16 protein-coding genes and 2 pseudogenes are annotated in these 19113 nt (G+C 41.8%); 10 read left to right on the plus strand and 8 right to left on the minus strand.

Annotated features, from left to right (window positions below; all coding sequences use genetic code 11):
• The first annotated feature begins 11 nt into the window (after positions 1–11).
• The 4 genes from RCA23_RS05915 (at position 12) to RCA23_RS05930 (ending at position 6793) form a co-directional block, all read left to right on the plus strand.
• Positions 12–2933, plus strand: coding sequence for a chemotaxis protein CheW (locus RCA23_RS05915; RefSeq protein ID WP_169701347.1), 2922 nt, complete (start codon positions 12–14; stop codon positions 2931–2933).
• Positions 2930–4948, plus strand: coding sequence for a response regulator (locus tag RCA23_RS05920; RefSeq protein WP_044049530.1), 2019 nt, complete (start codon positions 2930–2932; stop codon positions 4946–4948). The genes RCA23_RS05915 and RCA23_RS05920 overlap by 4 nt, the downstream gene beginning before the upstream one ends.
• A 137-nt stretch (positions 4949–5085) precedes the next feature.
• Positions 5086–5790: a CheR family methyltransferase gene (locus RCA23_RS05925; protein ID WP_052377063.1), complete on the plus strand. Its 705-nt coding sequence runs from the start codon at positions 5086–5088 to the stop codon at positions 5788–5790.
• Positions 5791–5815: 25 nt separating this feature from the next.
• The gene (locus RCA23_RS05930; protein WP_169701348.1) at positions 5816–6793 is read left to right on the plus strand and encodes a chemotaxis protein CheB; all 978 of its coding nucleotides are present in this window, start codon (positions 5816–5818) and stop codon (positions 6791–6793) included.
• Between the two features lie 51 nt (positions 6794–6844).
• On the opposite strand, the gene RCA23_RS16445 is transcribed toward RCA23_RS05930, so the two are convergent.
• Positions 6845–6988: a hypothetical protein gene (locus RCA23_RS16445; protein ID WP_169701284.1), complete on the minus strand. Its 144-nt coding sequence runs from the start codon at positions 6986–6988 to the stop codon at positions 6845–6847.
• Between RCA23_RS16445 and RCA23_RS16760 the strand changes: the two are divergent.
• The 3 genes and pseudogenes from RCA23_RS16760 to RCA23_RS05940 form a co-directional block, all read left to right on the plus strand.
• Positions 6935–7127, plus strand: a pseudogene (locus tag RCA23_RS16760) (hypothetical protein); the annotation flags it as partial. The gene RCA23_RS16445 and the pseudogene RCA23_RS16760 sit on opposite strands and share 54 nt — an antisense overlap.
• A gap of 115 nt (positions 7128–7242) precedes the next feature.
• Complete coding sequence (locus tag RCA23_RS05935) at positions 7243–8031, plus strand: MBL fold metallo-hydrolase (RefSeq protein ID WP_044049531.1); 789 nt, start codon at positions 7243–7245, stop codon at positions 8029–8031.
• A gap of 7 nt (positions 8032–8038) precedes the next feature.
• Complete coding sequence (locus RCA23_RS05940) at positions 8039–8380, plus strand: cyclic nucleotide-binding domain-containing protein (protein WP_044049532.1); 342 nt, start codon at positions 8039–8041, stop codon at positions 8378–8380.
• An 89-nt stretch (positions 8381–8469) separates the two neighbouring features.
• On the opposite strand, the gene RCA23_RS05945 is transcribed toward RCA23_RS05940, so the two are convergent.
• The 4 genes from RCA23_RS05945 to RCA23_RS05960 form a co-directional block, all read right to left on the minus strand.
• Positions 8470–9549, minus strand: coding sequence for an IS481 family transposase (locus RCA23_RS05945; RefSeq protein ID WP_044049533.1), 1080 nt, complete (start codon positions 9547–9549; stop codon positions 8470–8472).
• 61 nt (positions 9550–9610) lie between these two features.
• On the minus strand, positions 9611–10435 hold the full coding sequence (locus RCA23_RS05950; protein WP_044049534.1) for an FkbM family methyltransferase: 825 nt from the start codon (positions 10433–10435) through the stop codon (positions 9611–9613).
• Between the two features lie 293 nt (positions 10436–10728).
• A complete protein-coding gene (locus tag RCA23_RS05955; protein WP_044049535.1) occupies positions 10729–11493 on the minus strand; it encodes a glycosyltransferase family protein in 765 nt (254 codons plus the stop codon).
• Between the two features lie 199 nt (positions 11494–11692).
• Entirely contained in the window at positions 11693–12628 is a 936-nt protein-coding gene (locus RCA23_RS05960; RefSeq protein ID WP_044049536.1) for an aldo/keto reductase, read from the minus strand.
• A gap of 895 nt (positions 12629–13523) precedes the next feature.
• Between RCA23_RS05960 and RCA23_RS05965 the strand changes: the two genes are divergently transcribed.
• On the plus strand, positions 13524–13799 hold the full coding sequence (locus RCA23_RS05965; protein WP_044049537.1) for a DUF3303 domain-containing protein: 276 nt from the start codon (positions 13524–13526) through the stop codon (positions 13797–13799).
• 255 nt (positions 13800–14054) lie between these two features.
• On the opposite strand, the gene RCA23_RS05970 is transcribed toward RCA23_RS05965, so the two are convergent.
• The 3 genes and pseudogenes from RCA23_RS05970 to RCA23_RS05975 form a co-directional block, all read right to left on the minus strand.
• The gene (locus tag RCA23_RS05970; RefSeq protein ID WP_169701349.1) at positions 14055–14429 is read right to left on the minus strand and encodes an SEL1-like repeat protein; all 375 of its coding nucleotides are present in this window, start codon (positions 14427–14429) and stop codon (positions 14055–14057) included.
• A 327-nt stretch (positions 14430–14756) separates the two neighbouring features.
• Positions 14757–14828 (minus strand): annotated as a pseudogene (locus RCA23_RS16910) (IS6 family transposase); the annotation flags it as partial.
• Between the two features lie 299 nt (positions 14829–15127).
• On the minus strand, positions 15128–15700 hold the full coding sequence (locus RCA23_RS05975; RefSeq protein ID WP_044049539.1) for a YdeI/OmpD-associated family protein: 573 nt from the start codon (positions 15698–15700) through the stop codon (positions 15128–15130).
• Positions 15701–16332: 632 nt separating this feature from the next.
• On the opposite strand from RCA23_RS05975, the gene RCA23_RS05980 reads away from it, so the two are divergent.
• The gene (locus RCA23_RS05980; RefSeq protein ID WP_044048834.1) at positions 16333–16983 is read left to right on the plus strand and encodes a GDSL-type esterase/lipase family protein; all 651 of its coding nucleotides are present in this window, start codon (positions 16333–16335) and stop codon (positions 16981–16983) included.
• Between the two features lie 597 nt (positions 16984–17580).
• Entirely contained in the window at positions 17581–18468 is an 888-nt protein-coding gene (locus tag RCA23_RS05985) for a phytanoyl-CoA dioxygenase family protein (protein ID WP_052377065.1), read from the plus strand.
• Positions 18469–19113 lie beyond the last annotated feature (645 nt).

Genomic DNA, 19113 nt, shown 5'->3' on the forward strand with positions numbered 1-19113 from the left:
AAAGCTGGCCCATGGATTCAATTTCCGAGTCAGTTTCTCTACTTGAGGGGGACGAGTATCTAGCAGTATCTATTTTATCAAGAGCAAATCAGATTCAAAACAACTTAGCAAATTTAGAAACCGCAGATCCAGAGAATGGCGACTTGTTCGATGATGCCTACGTCAGCAGCCATTATATTGCAGGCTTTGGAAAAATAATAAAGTCTGAAAAAATACACCACCTGGGGTCACTTGCTGAATTAATTGCTGATTTAGCGCGCCAATTTCATAGTTATTCAGATCATTCTATGATTTACCTCACTGGGTTAATAGTGGAAAAATTAATTGAAGTCTGTGAGGATCTAGTTTCTGGCAATTCCTTAGAAACTGACATTTCAGATGTAGTAGGTGAATGTGCAATTTATTTAAAAAGTGCTATAGAGCTGGTAGAGCGCCAAAAACGTGAAAAAAGGGAAAACCGCGCTGCATTGGTATCACAAATTGCTTTAGAAACACCTTCGGATATTGCTCCGACCAATCTTTCCGACGATATTTTCGTTGAAATAGATACGGAAGAGGTACCTGAAAAAATAATTATAGATCCAGAAAGAATTGGGTTGATCAGCGATTTTTGTGAAGAGGTTTGGGACAGTCTACAAAAAAGCGAAAATTTATTGATCGAACTGGAGAATAATCCGACCTCTAAAGATCTTATTAATGAACTTTTTCGCGCGGTTCATACAATTAAAGGTGGTTCGCGCCTATTGGAAATTAAAAAAATTGAAAAGCTATCTCATGAACTTGAAACGGTGCTAGATGAGGTTCGATCTAACCGCAAAACTCTTGATGCTAACATGATTGATGTGGCTTTGGACTGTGTAAAAAGAATACACAACATCACCGAAGAAGTTGCTAGTAGGGAGCCGATCAACACAAAAGTAAATGATTTGATTCTTAAATTGAGAGGTAATGTTGCTTCGAGTATATCAATTAAAAAGTCAACAAATACAGACATTTCCAAAAATATAAACGAGACATCTACAAACCAAGAAAAACAAAATTTATCAGACGGGGATTCTTCGAAGAGCGCCAGAGTACTCCGCGATGATTCAATTAAAGTTTCTGCGGAAAAGCTTGATAGTGTATTAAACGCCTCATCGGAAGTATACATAACAAGAATTCGACTTGAAAACGATAAAAATAATTTATCTGATGCGATAAATTTTATGGATAAGACTATAGAAGCGCTCAAAAAAGATTTTGATAATTGGTTGATTAAAAATGTAGATTTCGGACTAATTGAAAAAAATTTTAATAAGGATTCACAAATTTATGATGAAGAACTGTTAGAAAATTTCAAAAATAAAAATCATACTGAATCTGTATTTGCGCGACAATCCGATTTGGTTGTTGGCATTGAGAAATTGTCTATACAAAACAGAAATATCCAAAAAAATGTTGAAGATTTAGAAGTGTTAAGTTCGCGCCTTCAAAGTGGCGCAATGAATTTTCGTATGGTGCCTATTTCCACTTTATTTAATCGGTTTCCTGCGCAGGTAAGAGATATTGCACGTCAAATTGGAAAGCGCGTTGATCTTAAGATATCTGGCAATGAGACAGAACTAGATAAAATATTGATTAATCAACTTTCTGATCCTTTGCTTCATCTGATTAGAAATTCCATTGACCATGGAATTGAAGAGCCTCAAAAACGTATTGAGATGAATAAAGAAGAGGTTGGCAAAATTAATTTGCGAGCTTATTATATGGGGTCGAACGCAGTCATAGAAATTGAAGATGATGGAAAAGGCATTGATTCAAATGTTATTTTGAAAAAGGCTCTGGATAAGGGACTTATTTCGGAGAGTCAAAAAGCAAGTCTATCAGAAAAAGAAATATTAGATTTAATATTTGAACCTGGATTTTCTTCAGCTGAATTTGTCACAGAACTGTCGGGCAGAGGCGTAGGGATGGATGTGGTGAAAACATCTATTTCAAGAATGCAGGGTTCAATTAAGTTGCAAAGCACTGTTAATTCTGGGACCCTGGTTACCCTGAGGCTGCCTTTAACCCTCGCTGTTGTTGGAATAATTTTGGTATCAGAAAATGGATATGAGTTTGCATTTCCAATTTTGAATGTGGATGAGATCATTCGTATTAATTTAACCAAGGACGTGGCTAGGGTAAATGAAACTTTAGTCTATAATTTTCGCTCTGAACTTGTTGCAGTAAACTATCTATCTGATTTTTTGGGATACCCTAAACGGATTGACGAGAATGGTGAAAATTTCTTGCTAATTTTAAATGATGGCGAAAATAAAATTGGCGTGATTGTAGATTCCGTTTTAGGGCAACAAAACGTTCTTTTAAAACAGCTTGGCAGCTTGATCGAAACGGCACCCTTCGTGATCGGATGTACTATTCTTTCAAATAGTAAGCTAGTGCTAATTCTTAATGTGATAGAATTAACTCAGAGAAATGTTAGATCTGACGCATTGGCTGTTTATGAAAAGATTGAAAGCGGTGATAAAGTACGATCGCAAAGAAATCAAAATACAGTAATGATAGTAGACGATTCGAGACTTCAGAGAAGTAGGTTATGTAGTTTTCTTGAGAATGCTGGCTATAAAATCATTCAAGCATCTGATGGCTATGAAGCACTTAAACTGTCTGAAAAAGAAATCATAAGTGCCTTTTGCATAGATATTGAAATGCCACTAATGGATGGCTATCAATTAATTAAAAGACTCAAACTGCAACCTAAATATCAAGATGTCCCGATATTCGTTATATCTGGATTGAATGTGACGAAAGATAATTTACTTTCTATGATAAGTAACGAAGAGATCCAAAATTTTTTCGCCAAGCCCGTCGATTTAAACAGTTTGCTGGTCGATTTGGATCAGCAATGCCTCACTGATCAAGTTACGGTCTCATTGGGGATTACTTCATGACTATTGCAGCAAAAAAGAAGATCCCAGATTTTTTATTATGCGTGGAAAATAGAGAATTTCGTAAATATCTTTTTAATTCTGCACATAGTTTTTCTGAATGTATCGAGTTTTTAAAAATTGAAAATATCCCGAGAGCAATCGCTAATAATCCGAATACGACTTTGGTTCTACAATCTGATGAAAAAGAAAGAATAATTTTTGATATTGGAAAGAAACTTAAAGGTGTTTTTTTTAATGATTTAAAAATTATTTTCCTGTCTTTCGATCACTTAATTCGAGATGATGCTAATAATGCTTTTGAAGCTTTTCTTCAGGCACCATGCACTTTGAAAGAAATCATTTCTGAATCCCAAAGTGTGGGCAATAGGAAGAAAAAAATTCTTCTAATAGATGACTCAAAGCTAGTGCATAAAAATCTAGTTGGACCCCTTACATCGGAAGGGTTTACAGTTAATCAAGCGTATAATGGCAAGCAAGGCGTAGAGCTCGCTATTTCTGAACAACCAGATCTTATAATCTGTGATATTGAAATGCCCGTCATGAATGGTTTTGAGGCTTGCTCGGCAGTCCGCGCTCACGAAACGACAAAAGATATTCATATTATAATGTCCAGCACACTTAGATCCGCTGAAGATCAGAAGAAGGGCTTTGCTGCAGGTGTTGACGAATATATGCCAAAGCCGGTGATTTTTGATGATCTATTAGAAAAAATTACAAGGGCATTTTCGTCTAAGGCTTTATTGAGAGAAAAAATTCTCATTATTGACAAAAACGACGCAGAAGCTGGCATGGTAGCCAATTTTTTAAATAAACAGGGTTTCTATTCAAAAGTGGTAGGCAGTGTTAGTGAGGCCAAGCGTGCACTTAAAAAAACTTTATTTGATTTGATTCTTACAGAAACCAACTTGCTTGATGGTTCGATAATTGATGTTGCTGAATTTTCTAAAGCCGAGTTCACTAATTCTGATCTAATATTCATTGGATTAGTCGCACAGGATAATGAGGCTGATAGACGTATGGCATTAAATTCTGGAGCAAAAGATACAATCTCCAAGCCTCTCACTAGCGAAACTTTACTCGCCGTTGTGGAAAAAACCATTGCGAAGCTAAAATCAGAACGTGAGAGCAAGCAGCTACAGAGATACGTATCTAAAACGTCTTTTCAAGCAGCGTTAGAAAAATCAGTGCTTAGTGAAATCTCTCCCTCGTCCAGGGCCGAAAGACGCAAGGCGATTATTTTCTTCTTAGACATTGTTCAATTCACGGGAAGGTGTGAGCGGTATAGTCCAGAGGAGATAGTCTCGCAAATTAATAACCTGTTTGAAAAGATTACCGAAGTTATCACAGAGGAAGGAGGAGACATTGACAAGTTCATGGGAGATGCATGTATGGCTTTTTGGTTTGATGACGATGGTGGTCAAAATCATGAAAAATGTATAACTGCAGTGCTCAAAATACAAAAAGCAGTAGCTGAACTCAATTCAGCAGATCACATATTGAAGAAAGATCCACTTCAAATTCGAATGGGATTAAATGCTGGTGATGTTATTTTATGTGACCTAGGTGCTGTTAAAGCTAGGGTCGACCTCACAATGATCGGAGATGCAGTAAACACAGCTGCAAGGTTGGAAACAGCCTGCTCTAAATATGGTGTTGATAATCTAATTAGTGGTTCTATTTCGAATGACGTTAAGGAAAAATTTGCGATACGTCTTATTGACAAAATACATGTTTACGGAAAAACAATTCCCATTTCATGTTATGAAGCAATTAACTACTCGAAGACCGCATCCAAAGAAGAACATGCCTTGGTAAGTTTATTTGAGGAGGCCATAGACGTTTATGAAAGAGGAGAATTTAGCGCAGCAAAAGATTTATTTAAAAAAACTTCAGAATTAGAACCTAATCTGGGATATGTCTCAAATCCGTCTTTAGAATATGTAAAGCGCTGTGAATACCTGATCCAAAATCCTCCCAAAAATTGGGATGGGACCTGGAAAATGGAATCTAAGTAGGTGGATATATTTTGAATTTGAATGATTATTTGAACATAAGAAACTATATACAAAATCACCTTGGACTAGAAATATCCAAAGAGCCCAGGCCTCTTATAAGCTCGAAATTATCTCGTTTTTCGCAAAAACATACAATTATGAATTGGTCTAATTTCATAAATGATCTCTTCGAAAATAACTTAAGTGAAGATATCTTTGACGACTTAATCGATATTTTTGTAGTTGGGCACACGTCGTTTTTTAGAAACCGGAAACAATTTGAATTATTGAAAAATATAATTTTACCAGAATTAACATTTAATAAAACTATAAACTCGGAAACTGATTTAAGAATTTGGAGTGCTGGTTGCTCTACGGGCGAAGAAGTATACTCAATCCTCATTACGTTAATGGAGTATTTTGGCGAAAAGTATAAGGATATTACCTGTGGTGTTCTTGCGACCGATATTTCGCAAAAAGCTTTGAACCAAGCCGCTCAAGGACAATATAAACGTGATGAAACAGCCATTAACCTAAGAGGACTTTTAACGCCTTATATTAAAAAAATAAACCATGACACTTTTGAAATTAAATCAAAAATAAAACAAGAAGCTACTTTTAGAAAGTTAAATCTTTCGGTCCCAAAATACCCATTCATTAATCGCTTTGATATAATTTTTTGTCGTAATGTTTTCTTGTACTTTAATGGTGAGCACCGTAAAGCTAATCAGCTTAAAATAGTAAAAAGCCTAAGCTCTGGAGGATATTTATTCTTAGGTGATGCTGAAAAGTTTGATTTCGAGAGTTTTGGACTCTCAAGAATTGGAAATGGGATTTATAAAAATGACAACTTCGTTTTCTAAATTTGACAATCCATTAATAGTTTTCGTGTCATCTAATGCTTTAACAAGAAAACTAATTTCAAATTTGCTGAAGGAAAAATGGTCTGGACAGTTTAAAATATTTTCATCTATTGAAAAAAAATCTCTAAATCAAATGAATATATACTTGTTGCTTTTAGACCTTTCAGAGAGGTTCCCAATAAATCATACTGATTTAAAAAATAAATTAGCTAACGTAGATTTTAAAGTATGTATTTTTTATGAATATAGTCTAGAAGAATATATTAATAAAATCAATTCAAATAGATCACGTGCATTCACGCTCTATCGTAAACCAGTAGAGAAGCAGGATGACTTCGTTAAATCTAGTGTTGCCAAATATATTGAGCCTATAAATGCGCCATATATTAGCCAAATGATTTCAAATGAACTTAATTTTAAAAAATCACCTCATTTGATTGCAATTGGTGCTTCAACTGGAGGGCCAGATGCATTGGTAAAAATAGTAAAGAATTTGCAGTATGATATGCCTCCAATTTTAATAATTGTTCATATGCCACCTAATTTCATTAAAGGTTTCTGTAAGCGCCTACAATCTTTAACTACCTTAGAAATAAAACCTTTTGAAGAGAACCAAGTAATTGAAGAAAATCAAATTCTAATAGCCTCGGGCCAGTCTCATATGGTTGTCGACGCCAAATTTGGACAATTCCATATAAAAAAGGGGGGGGCAGAAAAAGTAAACGGTCACTGCCCAAGTATTGACGTTTTGTTTGATAGCATATCCAAATTGAACGGTGTCTATGTCGTTGGAGCTCTTCTAACCGGAATGGGTAAAGATGGTGCAAAAGGTTTGCTCAAAATTAAAAATTCTGGGGGATTAACAATAGTACAAGACAAAAAAAGTTCTGAAATTTTTGGAATGCCCAAAGCGGCTATAGATATTAACGCTGCACAGGTCATCATGAATCTTGAAAATATTTCACAAATTATGAGAGATTATTCGCTCCAAAACAATGCCTAAGGTACAGTCATGTGGTAATCTCACCATTTTTAATGGGGTCCGCTTTTAGAACTACGCGGCCATTTTCAGTTTCATGGTGGGTGTGATGCCGCCTATGGCTATTTTTGGCCAGTCGTTGTTGTAAGTCCAGATCCATTGTGCGCTATGCTCCGCTTCCGACAGCTGCGATGTCTGCAAAAGTTTGCTGGCGTCCACTGTTCAGTCCCACAAACATTTCAATCAGGAGCGCCACTTCTACTCACGGGACAATTTCAAGCTAAACCGCGCCGCTGCTCTTATTGAGTTGCGCCAATTATTGAGAGCAAAGATTCAGGCTGCGCCAGCAATCCGATGAGAGTACCATCAGTTTAGATGCTGCCGGGAGGAGCTTTAGTTGTAAATACAGTACATATCCGTTATACGTTAAAAGGTGCTGGTGATGTAAACCGCTAATATTGAAGGCATGTTAGATGAAGCTAAAAGTACATGGTTGTCGAGGTTCGGTTCCAGTCAATTCCGATAAACAGCGAAAGTATGGTGGAAACACTTCTTGCTTCGAAATTACTTTTGGCACCTATCAAATTTTTTTTGATACAGGCACAGGATTTAGGACCGCTAAATTTGGTGGCCCTGAAATCATTAAAATAATATTGTATAGTCACTGGCATCATGACCATATCCAAGGTCTTCCATTTAACCCAAATATTTTTGATCCAAATGAAGAAATTTTAGTTTCAAGCGCACTATCTCCCTCCCATGTAAGCCGACAAATACTGCGGCAGTACTTCTCAGGCAGCTTTTTTCCAGTGGACTTTATTGATGGTCTCGATAACTTCAGAATTCACGAATTCGACTATATTAAAGAACGCTTTAAGCATGATTTTGAATTGGATCACGTACCGCTTAGGCATCCTGGAGGAGCATCAGGTTATCGTATAAAAATCAAAGACAAAATAATTTGTTATCTATGCGACAATGAATTCGATAATTTGCAGATTTCAGAGTTAAAAAATTTTGTTGAGGGTGCAAACGTGGTTATTTGGGATGGAATGTTCACTGATTCGGAATTGCTAGAAAAAAAAGGCTGGGGGCATTCTTCAATAAGTCAGGGTGTTTTCTTACACAAAAAACACAGCGTTGAAAAGTTATTGATCACTCACCACACTCCAGATAGAACAGACGACGAGCTCGATCATATCAACTCTCAGCTACCAGAGGGTGTTGAGTTGGCATATGATGGTATGATTTGTAAAATATGAGAAATAAATGCAGAAATTTGCTTTCAATCGTGGACGAACGATCTTTAATAAAGGAGATGGAGGCAGCGAACTCTTCATAATTTCTTCGGGCGAAGTTGGCATTTACTTCCCATCTAATGCAGAAATGGAAAAGCCAGATCTCATACTAAAGAGCCCTGAAATCTTTGGGGAGATGGCAGTAATTGACGATGCGCTACGAATGGCCACAGCAAGAGCTGAGACTGATTGTGTTTTACTTTCCGTTACTAGATCCGAGTTTGAAGAAAGACTGTCGAATTCAGATGTTGTGGTAAGAGGTGTGGTGGCTATTCTGTCAGAACGTCTCCGTGACTTGCAAAAAAGGCGCTAATATTCGTATTGGCACTGTCAGACAAAACGAGCTTGAGACGGGCAGGGCGGCTTTATATGTAAAAGACATTATTTAATCTGACATTGTTATCATCCAGCGTGTGTCATTTCGTACATGCTGTCAGATTGGTTTGTGATAGGGATAGTCTTTTCGCCTACCAAATGTCGAGCTTCACGGAATGTTTGCATGGGCGTTTTTCCGTAGCAATGTTTTCCCGAATGGGGTCGCTGTTCGTTGTATTTTGCCAACCAATGATCAACGTCTGTTTGCAGCTCTTCCAGCGATCCGTAGATTTTCTTGCGGAACGCTATGTCATAGAACTCATTTTTCATGGTGCGATGAAAGCGTTCACAGATCCCGTTTGTTTGGGGATGGTTGGCTTTTGTCTTGCTGTGATCAATATCTTCCATGGCCAGATACAGTTGATAGCTGTGACGCTCAACGGTGCCGCAATATTCCGTGCCCCGATCTGTTAAGATGCGCAGCAGGGGCACCTCTTGTTCGTCAAAGAAGGGTACGACTTGGTCATTCAACATATCGGCGGCAGTGATCGCCGTTTTCTCAATGTACAGTTTTGCCATTGCCACGCGGCTATATGTATCGACGAAGGTTTGTTGGTAAATCCGTCCAACCCCCTTCATTGTGCCGACAAAATAGGTATCCTGGCTGCCAAGATAGCCGGGATGGTAGGTCTCAATCTCACCAGCCGCTTCACGTTGTGACTTGGCTTTTTCCAGCGCCACAATCTGCGCTTCGGTCAGAACAAACCCTTCTTGCGCGGACCGCGTTTCCAAGGCTTTCAGGCGTTTTTTCATGGTTTCCAGGTCGTTGCGCAACCAAATCGACCGCACCCCACCACTGGAGACCACGATGCCCCGCTGCAACAATTCTTGGGCGACACGCAGCTGGCCCAAGGCAGGATTTTCAATCGCAAGCTCAATCACCGCGCGTTCGACATGTTCCGGTACACGGTTGCGGATGATCGGCTTCTTACGGCTGATCTCGCGCAAGGCTTCTTCGCCACCGTTCTCATAAAGCTTCTTGAAGCGGTAAAAACTGTCACGCGAATAGCCCATGGTTTTGCAAGCCGCGCTGACGCTGCCAAGCTGCTTTGCCAATTCCAAAACGCCAAGCTTGGGCTTGATTAGTTTACTTTCGATGTTCGTCATCTCTCTGACTCCTTTTGTTCAAATATACAAAATTGTCAGATTAAATCTCGTTCTTTACACATTAAAGCCTCTGGGCTAAATCATCATCACACTCTGTGAAAAGAAAGTTGCTAACATTTGTTTTCAATTCACCATTTTTTACCTTGAGCGCTGCATCGTAAGTGAATGGAACAAGTTGGTTTGCACTTTCGTCAATTGCCCATGCACAATATCCGTGCGACTGCATTAGCCCGAAAACATTTTCAAATTCGGTATTGAAATCGCCCTGCATGTTAGTACGCAAGACCTCCATAATCCAATATGGTTTAATTTTGTTAGACAATATCCTGCTTGCCCCTTTAAGTACTTCATGCTCAAAGCCTTCGACATCTATTAGACATAGTGCTTTTTTCTCACCCAAAGATAGAGTATCATCCAAAGTAACAACTGCCACGGTTTGTTGCTGATATTTTATGCTGTTAAAGTTCGACAACAACGATCCAGTATCGCCACCGCCATAAAGTATCAATTCACCAGATTGCGATCCAACAGCGCATGGATGAAGAGTAAATTGATTATTGAAGTCATTAGCGTTGATGTGCTTTTCAAGGATTAGGATGTTAGTTTTTTCTGGCTCGTATGCTACAGTATCCGTATTCAAGCTTAAAGCTAGGCAAGAATAATAGCCATGATGCGCACCAATGTTAGCGAATAACTGAACTTCTTTCAAAATTTTTCGAACTAAGTCGGACTGAAATGGCTCATGAGCACCTTTTGCCATAACTTTGTCACCGCCGCTAAAAATAAAGCCGTCAGGGTGACTGAAACAGGGCTTGTTAAGATCACGGGCATACAGTCGTTGTCTGTTGAGAGATCGCAATCTGTCCTTCAAATTCAGACCAAACATATGCACCCTCTTTTAGCAACTTATAAGATTGGATAAATGAGTTCTGTGAATTACACAACTTGAAATAAAGCAGCTATGCTAGTTTAGGCTCACGACACATTTCCAAGGTCTTAATAAGCAATGAACTTTAAAAGTTAGTATAGTGTTCTTTCCATTAAGCATGAAGTTTCAGCCCACGAGGTATGTCAGAGAGCCAGATGCCATAACTGTGGGGTGAAGGGTAACAACACGTATCAGATCGTTTACAACTGCCCCGGGCAAATTCCCAAGCGCGGCAATGTTGACGTCCGACATCACCTTTCTTTGTATTTATCCCAATATTCGATCAACCACTTTGGTCTTTGCAACCCACAGCGTGGAAACCTAGCCCAGCGGCTGGTTTTATCCGCAACGAAGTGCGGGCGTGGAAAGCCATGAAAGGCAACCATTAAGGTTTCAGGTGCGGGCTTCAAAGGGGGCACAAATATATCCATCAAATATTGACGCCGCAAATGGTACTTGAAACTCTGTATCCACTCTAATGGATAATAGTCTTTCTTCCGCGCGTGAGCGGCGACAAACCCTTGCTCGACATCGTTATTGTTATAGGCCGCCTCTGGATCCTTGCGAAACGCATCAAATATATTTGTGTGAAAAGATGGCCTGTAAGTAAAAACGCCTGTGGCTCCCACAGGCTCGAAACTCGGATCAAAATTCCGCCACCGTGGGCCACAACTCAGCATTCGGAGCGTTTCACCGGGATCGTCAAAGAAGGGATCAATGTTACCGGTCAACACAGTGTCAATATCTAGGAACACCGTGATTTCAAGCTTCTCGGCAAGTTCAGGGTGAAACAAACACAGCTTGGGCCAGGCGCCTTCTGTTTTGGGAAAGGCGTCAAGCCCGCTCATTGGAATAGGCAAGTTTACGATATTCTCGTCTAAACCCTTTGGATCATCGGTCATACAGATGAACTGAAAATCCAAAGAGCTCATGTCTTTCGCGGCCCTGAATAATATGTTTACATGTTCAGAAGAAAATTCTGTGCCCCACTTAATTGTGAGAATTGCGTGTTTCATATCAATTTACCTTTGCGCTTACGCTTCTAGATACGATTGAAAACACGGAGTGGCAAACTGAATAATTTACAAACTATGACATGAGCTGGCGATTGAACGGGGCAAAATGATCGCTGGATAGCGATTGGTCATCTTAAATTTTTGGGGAAATGGTAGACCCTAGCGGGATCGAACCGTAACTCCAAGCCAGATTTGGGTCTTAGGATTCCTCTGAACGATCTGTGGCTGGTGCGGGGGTAGTTGTGAGCGCAGTCAGTCTTGCGTAAATCTCTGGATCTAGCTGCAGACCAATGGCGTCCAAGGAGGGTTGCAATTGTTCAGACCGGCTGGCACTTAGGATTGGTGCGGTGATGACTGGATTATGGGCAACCCAAGCCACCGCAAGTGTGATAGGGGAAAGACCAATCTCCGTGGCAAGATCACCAAGGGCCTCTGCGGCAGAATGCATCCAGTTCTGTCCGTACCGGGATTTGTACATAGGATCATGTGTCAACCGTCCTTCCGCCCCACCAGCATATTTGCCAGTCAACAACCCGCCTCCCAAAGGTGAATAAGGAACAACGGCGATGTGTTCTGAGCTGCACATTGGCAAAATTTCCACCTCGGCTTGGCGCTTGACTAAACTGTACATGGGTTGCAGCATTTCGATTTTTAGCCCTAAACTGGCCGCGACGCGCTCTGCTTTCATCACTTGCCATGCGGCATAGTTTGAGACGCCGATATGGCGCACCTGACCAGTCTCAACCCATTTGGCCAAGACCTCAAAGGTAGCTTCCAAGGGAACCTCATCAGACCAGCGGTGCATGTAGAGCATATCCACCTGGTCCATTTTCAACCGGGCCAGACTGGTTTCGAAATCTTGTTGAATGGCCTCCGGTCGGCAATCACCAGTTGACGCACATTTGGTTGCGATGAACAGCTCGTCGCGGTTTTCCGCAGCAAATTCCCCCAGTAAAGTTTCAGAGGCACCGCCAGTATATCCGTGAGCGGTGTCGAAGAAGTTGATCCCTGATCCACACGCAGCATCAAACATGGTGCGGCTATCCGCTACATCCGCCTTGCCGCCCCATTGCATGGTACCAAAGCAGAAGCTGGAGAGGGCTGTGCCGGAAGAGGTGCGAAGGTTTGATGTCATAGGTTTTCCGAACGTAAATAATGTCGTGTGATCTGACGACTTCCACTGTTTTTAGATCTACACCAATGGGTAACGCTCCAGATTGTTGCGTAATTTAAGTGGTAATGCAAGCTGAAGCTGCCGCTTGTTTCAGTTATCCACTCACTCATTATCAACCTCTCTTATATCCAACTGCCAAGTTATGATCTGTCTCACTAGTGTCACCTGAACAGCACTCAAAGATATTAGACTTACAGATGACGCACTGCTCATGCCCATGCACAGCAACGGTGTTCAGAGGTGACTGGCATCTGGGGCAACGCTGCTGATGTGCGTTGGCTGGGTTTAAGAAGTTATCCATCTGCTCTTAGCCATTTCTTAATCACCACAGCAGCCAAGCACTTTTCACAAACACCATCATGCAAGAGTTTTGCATCATAATTTTTGTTACAAGCTACGCAGGGCTTCAGGGACATTTTCATATTATTCATCGATCATGGCTCAAAGTCGCTAATGGTAAGTACGTACTGACTACTGGATGCGCTATTGAAGGTATTGCGTGAACTATCCCACACAGCCGCTATGTAACACGGTGCTGGCAGCTGTCAAACTAACGAGAACTCGCATCAGATTGCTGGCACAGCCTAAATCTATGCACTCAATAATTGACGCCACTCAGCGAGAGCAGCGGCACGGTTCTGCTAGAAATTGGTGCGTGAATGGAGATGGCAGTCCTGCAGGCCCTCACAGCCATCAAAACCCGACACTCAGCCCCTGTTGCGCCTTTAGCGGACAAGAGTGGCAGAGGGGTGTGGTGTGGCAGCTTTCGTTGTGAAGTCGATGCAATATTTACACTGGATTTAATAAAACCTTACGTATTTAATATTCTTACAAACTCAACAAGGGAGATAATTCAATGTTATTTAAGTTTGCTTGGCAACATTCTACATCAGCTAGAGACAACACGATCAAAAAGTTCATGGAAACGGGCGGTATGCCCCCAGAAGGCGTAACAATGCTTTCACGTTACCATAACGTTGATGGTTCTGGTGGTTTTGCTATCGCAGAAACGGACAGCTCGGCCGCTCTGGCAGATTGGGCATTGGACTGGAATGGATTGATAGACGTCACCATAACGCCAATTATGGATGATGAAACTATCAGTGGCGCGCTAGGAAAACATTTTAGTTAGGCCAGTCATGAATATGATACTAAAAGGCCCCTTATGGGGTCTTTTTTAAAGTTTCATTCCCAATAACCACATCTACACCCACACCCAGCCCCTATTGCGCCTTTAGCGGACCAGAGTGGTCGAGAGGGGTAGTGGCTCAGTACCACTACTCCATACCGCATCCAGCTAGTATTATGCATTGTTATATTAGCATAATAGCTAGGCCATAAGAGCAACAGCTAGTACATATACATAGTGGCTTTTTATGTTATAAAATTAATCGCAATCTTTGTACTGGCTTGATAAGCAAGTGGTTGCCTTGTCTTCAATTTTCTCAAGCTCCTCCGCGCTAAATGCAAACGCAGCTCCATTATACATTCCTTCAATCGCAGCATTTCCGTTTGCTATACTGACCGAATACCAAATGACAGCAAGCTCGCTGCTTTTCGTCAGGCCACCCTGTCCAAAATGGTAAAGTTGGCCCAACAGTCCCTGTGAGTTAGCGTTGCCTTTGACAGCTTCTTCCCTTGCAAGTTTTGCAGCGGCCTCCCACGCTCTTGCGTCAAAAGCATCCTGTGCAGTTTCATAAGATTGCGCAGAAACGCTTGAGCCTAATAAGGCTAGCAGACAAAAAGTTACAATTTGCTTCATTTGATCCTCAATATAATTACCCATTTCTCATTAAAATGATTAATAGGAACTCTACCTAATACCACAATATATTTTAAAGCGGTTTTACAATAATGGTTTTAATACAAACATTTGGTCCGGTCAAGCCAACGCGAACTCGCATCAGATTGCTGGCACATCCTAAATCTATGCGCTCAATAATTGACGCCATTCAGCGAGAGCAGCGGTACGGTTCTGCTGGAAATTGTCTCATGAGTAGATGTGGCGTTCCTGCAGCCACATACAGCCAACCTAACCCAACACGCAGCCTGTGTAGCGCCTGAAACAAACCAGGCCGTCTCAGCAGGTAAAAAGCATCACAGCCAGGCGGATGATCTCTGGGCGTGTTTTGAAGTACCTGAACGGGGAGTGTTTTGTCATACGGAGAGGCTACGAGACCACCCTGCAGGTCTCAAGCTCGTTTTGTCTGACAGTGCCCTTATTAATGTTCTTTACAGCTTAGATTATGAGCAGTCAGGACTGCTTGTCAAAGTGCAATAAGAAAAGGTCATGTTTCCTGACGGTTGTTTTTGTTTCCCTGCTTATAAGTTTGGACTTCGGAAAAGTGATTTTCCATAACGAAACCCAGCCCCATCCATCGCAATGTCAGAGTTACCCGTGTAAACGATCTGACAAGTGTTGTTGCCTTAAGTTCTGCGCTTACACCCGCTTTTACCGCCCTAGTAGTGAGGTACTTTTTTTCCCTCAGCCGCAAAACTTACTATTCTCTCCATTCGGGAAACTCGTGTGGCATCCCGTTTAGCCAGAGATAACCAACGCAGCACATTACGCCTATATGATTGAGCTGATCCATCCCACCATGTTTTAGCACCTGCGTCACGCAGAGCTTTTATTAGGTCGCTTGGTACATTTAAATCGTCTATATTCTGTCCCGCAAAGTATAGCCCAGAGCTTTTGGCTTTTTTGATCACCGCCATACCGGCAGTGTGCATATGACCCTCATCGATAAGGCGATTTGCTCGCTCCCGATAGGTCTTCGTCCAAGTGTGAGTTTTTCTGGGTGATATGAGTTGCATAGTTCGATCATGATCCAGCTTCATTCGTCTACCATCAATCCAGCCATAAGAAAGTAACGCGTCCAAAACTTGATCTCGCGATACGTATTTTTCTCTATGAAGAGCTTTCCACGTTACGAGCCAAACTGTGGAACTTGTTGCGTGATGCGAGTTGAGCCATTCCCATAGCCCTTTTACGCTCGTTACTTCAACATGGACAAAATCATCAGCTTGCATTTTGAGTCTCTATTGCCAACATTTAGTAGTCGCAACCTTTAGTACGCTTATAGAAACGATAGTCAATTTTATCTAACCCCAGCCCCATCCATCACAACATCAGAATTACCCGTGTAGACGATCTGATAAAGAACAAGGGTCATAGGCTGATCTTTTGTGATCAAACTTGCATGGTACTACTTGATAAGTTTTGTCACAGAACCACTTTGGTAATTGTAAAAATCAAAGGAGCTTAAGATGGCTGAATGTGGATGTGGACGCAGTCCAAACGGTAATTGCGTGGGTTGGCATAACCTTACCGAAGAGCAATACTTGGAGAAGAAGGCTGCTTACGAGGCAAAGCAGGCCGCTAAATAAATCCTATTGGTGAGGCTTCACGTTAATCTTGTGCAGCCTCACCTGTTTTGAACGATCTGATACGTGTTGTTACCCTTCACTCCGCAGTTATGACACCTGGCTCTCTGACGTACCTCATGGGCTGTGGTATCGCCGCCTACTACAGCGATCAGGTTTGCTACCTCTAGAAGCGTATGATGCTTACATAGGCCGCAGGTGATGCTGAGTTGGTGCTGTGGGTCTAGATTATAAACGAACCTCATCAAAGGTGAAAATTTTCCATAAGGTAAAAGACCATGAATGAACCTAAAACTCTTCTCCTTTTTGGCGACTCAAACACACACTGCACAATGCCTATGCGAGAATTAGGTGAGCGCAACCGTCATCCCTTGAATATCCGTTGGACGTCCCTTCTTGCACGCAAACTTGGAGACAATTGGAGAGTAATTGATGAAGGCTTACCTGGCAGAACTACAGTTCACAACGATCCTATTGAAGGCGAACACAAAAACGGAGCAAGCGTTTTACCCGCTATCCTAGAAACACACCAATGTATTAGCGTTATTGCTATAATGCTCGGTACTAATGATCTTAAATTTAGGTTCGGAGTAAATGCATTTGATATCGCGCAATCCATAGGAAAATTAATACGGATTATTCGCGCATCAGGTTGTGGGCCGAAAGGGGAATCGCCCAAAATTATAGTCATCGCTCCGCCTCCAATCAAAGAGGTCGGTGCCTTAGCAAAAATATTCAAAGAAGGTGAGAGACTATCATTAGACCTAGGAAACGAGATCAAAATAGTAGCTGAATGTGAAAATGTATTGTTCGCAGATCTCAATAGTCACGTATGCGTTTCAAATATTGATGGCGTTCACTATGACTCCGTAGCTATGGAGCCAATTGCTACTCTCATGTTTGAGTCTGTTAGGAAGTTGAGCTTTTGAATATTTTCGTAGGCAAGAGATTTTTGGCTCCTACAAAATCAAACACAGCCATCTCATCGGGCGTGGGTCGAGAGTTTGGTCAGCCTCTCTTATATCCAAAAGCCAAGTTATGGTCTGTATCACAGGTATCACCAGAGCAGCACTCAAAGATATTAGACTTACAGATTACACACTGCTCATGCCCATGCACTACGACAGTGTTCAGAGGTGACTGGCATCTGGGGCAACGCTGCTGGTGTGCGTTGGCTGGGTTCAAGAGGTTATCCATCCGATCCTAACCATTTCTTAATCACCACAGCAGCCAAGCACTTCTCACAAACACCATCATGCAAGAGTTTTGCATCATAATTTTTGTTACAAGCTACGCAGGGTTTCAGGGACATTTTCATCCTATTCATTGATCACGGTTCAAAGTCGCTAATGGTAAGTACGTACTGACTACTGGATGTGCCTTTTAAGGTCTGCAAAAGCTAGCCCGAGCAGCCACATTGTAACATGGATCAGCACTAGATGTGCTAATTTCCAAGCTATCATTCCGCGGCGCAGAGTTGACAACTCAACTTAACTCCTCACAGATTGACTTCGGGAGGACAAGTTATGCCTGAAATCTTATCAAATGAGCAAATTGAGGCCTATCGTGAGCTGGGATATTTGGTTTTAGAACGTCATCTTCCTGATGATATCTTGATCAAGATACGTGCTGAGATTTCTCGGTTTGAAGATGAAGCACGCGGCATGACAGAGTCAAACGAGCGATTGGATTTGGAAGATAGCCATACAATTGAGGATCCGCGTTTACGCCGCATCAAGCTGCCGCACAAAATTAGCAATTTCATGCGCGAATTGATGTTTTCCGATCACATCCTCGCTCCTGCACGAGATTTAGCCGGGCCTGATCTTCGACTGCATACATCGAAGCTCAACATGAAATCTGCTGGTTATGGTGCTGCAGTGGAGTGGCATCAGGACTATGCTTTCTATCCACACACTAATGATGACATTTTGGCCATTGGCGTAATTATCGATGATATGGAAAGCGAGAATGGGCCTTTGATGGTCTATCCAGGGAGCCACAAGGGACCGGTCTATGATCATCATGTTGATGGCGTTTTTGCGGGCGCCTTTATTCCTGAAGATGTTGGCCTAAACCCTGCCGATGCTGTTGAGTTGAAAGGGCCGGCTGGCTCTATCTCAATCCATCATGGAAGAATAGTCCACGGATCTGCTTTAAATACGTCTGACCGCTCGCGGCGTATTTTGTTTTACGAAATGATGGCTGCGGATGCCTTCCCAATCATGGGTTCAATGACGATGTGGGATGGGATCAAAGACTATAATACACGAATGCTGTGCGGTGAACCAACGATCAAACCGCGTCTTAAAGACATCCCCATTCGCATTCCTCAACCGCAACCTGATGTGCCAATTTCAATTTATGAAATTCAAAAGGGCTTGAAGGCCCGTGCCTTCAAAACCATTAAGTAAAACAAAGTTGAATTTTGCTATCAAATCTTAGAGGCAGCTGGATGTAGATGTTGATCGGATGCTGTCAAACTAATCAGAACTCGCATCGATTTCTGGCGCAGCCTGAACCTATGCGTTCAATAATTGGCGCCACTCAGTAAGAGCGGCGGTTCGATTGATCTTGAAATTGTCTCGTGAGTAGAAGTGGCGTTCATTTAGGGCTGTACAAGCAATCTAACCCCACACCCAGCTTGCGTAGCGCCTTCAGCGGACCTGAGTGGCGCCAGCAGGCAAACAGCGGCCTAACCGCATGTCAAACCAAACATGTTTGCAACAACGCGCAGGCGTGCGGGCGCGTGGCGGAAATGCTTGTTCTAACGGACCAAGCAATACGCCCTTAAATGCTAAAATAGCTTTAATCAATTGAAGAGAATCGTAAACTGCGAGGTAGCTAAGGCAATTGCTAGACCCAAGTTCATAAGTCTTAATAGGCCATATGGCTGGGCAGAAACATCCTTGTAAGCATTCGTTTTTTTTGCCGCGGCGGAAGTATCCTTTATGTTGGCAATTTGTGATCTCAGCGTTGCATGTTGTCGCAAGCGTTTCTTTGCGCGTCGTAAGATTGCAGGAAAGTTCTCCTTAAGCCCGTAGACATCAGAAAAAACA

The sequence above is a fragment of the Planktomarina temperata RCA23 genome, from assembly GCF_000738435.1.
GTDB lineage: Bacteria > Pseudomonadota > Alphaproteobacteria > Rhodobacterales > Rhodobacteraceae > Planktomarina > Planktomarina temperata.

Excerpts from the sequence above, each read along its gene's own strand:
- RCA23_RS05965 (WP_044049537.1), top strand. The coding sequence starts at position 13,524 with ATGTTATTTAAGTTTGCTTGGCAACATTCTACATCAGCTAGAGACAAC.
- RCA23_RS05945 (WP_044049533.1), bottom strand. The coding sequence starts at position 9,549 with ATGACGAACATCGAAAGTAAACTAATCAAGCCCAAGCTTGGCGTTTTG.
- RCA23_RS05920 (WP_044049530.1), top strand. The coding sequence starts at position 2,930 with ATGACTATTGCAGCAAAAAAGAAGATCCCAGATTTTTTATTATGCGTG.
- RCA23_RS05940 (WP_044049532.1), top strand. The coding sequence starts at position 8,039 with ATGCAGAAATTTGCTTTCAATCGTGGACGAACGATCTTTAATAAAGGA.
- RCA23_RS05970 (WP_169701349.1), bottom strand. The coding sequence starts at position 14,429 with ATGAAGCAAATTGTAACTTTTTGTCTGCTAGCCTTATTAGGCTCAAGC.
- RCA23_RS05950 (WP_044049534.1), bottom strand. The coding sequence starts at position 10,435 with ATGTTTGGTCTGAATTTGAAGGACAGATTGCGATCTCTCAACAGACAA.
- RCA23_RS05960 (WP_044049536.1), bottom strand. The coding sequence starts at position 12,628 with ATGACATCAAACCTTCGCACCTCTTCCGGCACAGCCCTCTCCAGCTTC.
- RCA23_RS05980 (WP_044048834.1), top strand. The coding sequence starts at position 16,333 with ATGAATGAACCTAAAACTCTTCTCCTTTTTGGCGACTCAAACACACAC.
- RCA23_RS05915 (WP_169701347.1), top strand. The coding sequence starts at position 12 with ATGGATTCAATTTCCGAGTCAGTTTCTCTACTTGAGGGGGACGAGTAT.
- RCA23_RS05955 (WP_044049535.1), bottom strand. The coding sequence starts at position 11,493 with ATGAAACACGCAATTCTCACAATTAAGTGGGGCACAGAATTTTCTTCT.
- RCA23_RS05925 (WP_052377063.1), top strand. The coding sequence starts at position 5,086 with ATGAATTGGTCTAATTTCATAAATGATCTCTTCGAAAATAACTTAAGT.
- RCA23_RS05985 (WP_052377065.1), top strand. The coding sequence starts at position 17,581 with ATGCCTGAAATCTTATCAAATGAGCAAATTGAGGCCTATCGTGAGCTG.
- RCA23_RS05975 (WP_044049539.1), bottom strand. The coding sequence starts at position 15,700 with ATGCAAGCTGATGATTTTGTCCATGTTGAAGTAACGAGCGTAAAAGGG.
- RCA23_RS05935 (WP_044049531.1), top strand. The coding sequence starts at position 7,243 with ATGAAGCTAAAAGTACATGGTTGTCGAGGTTCGGTTCCAGTCAATTCC.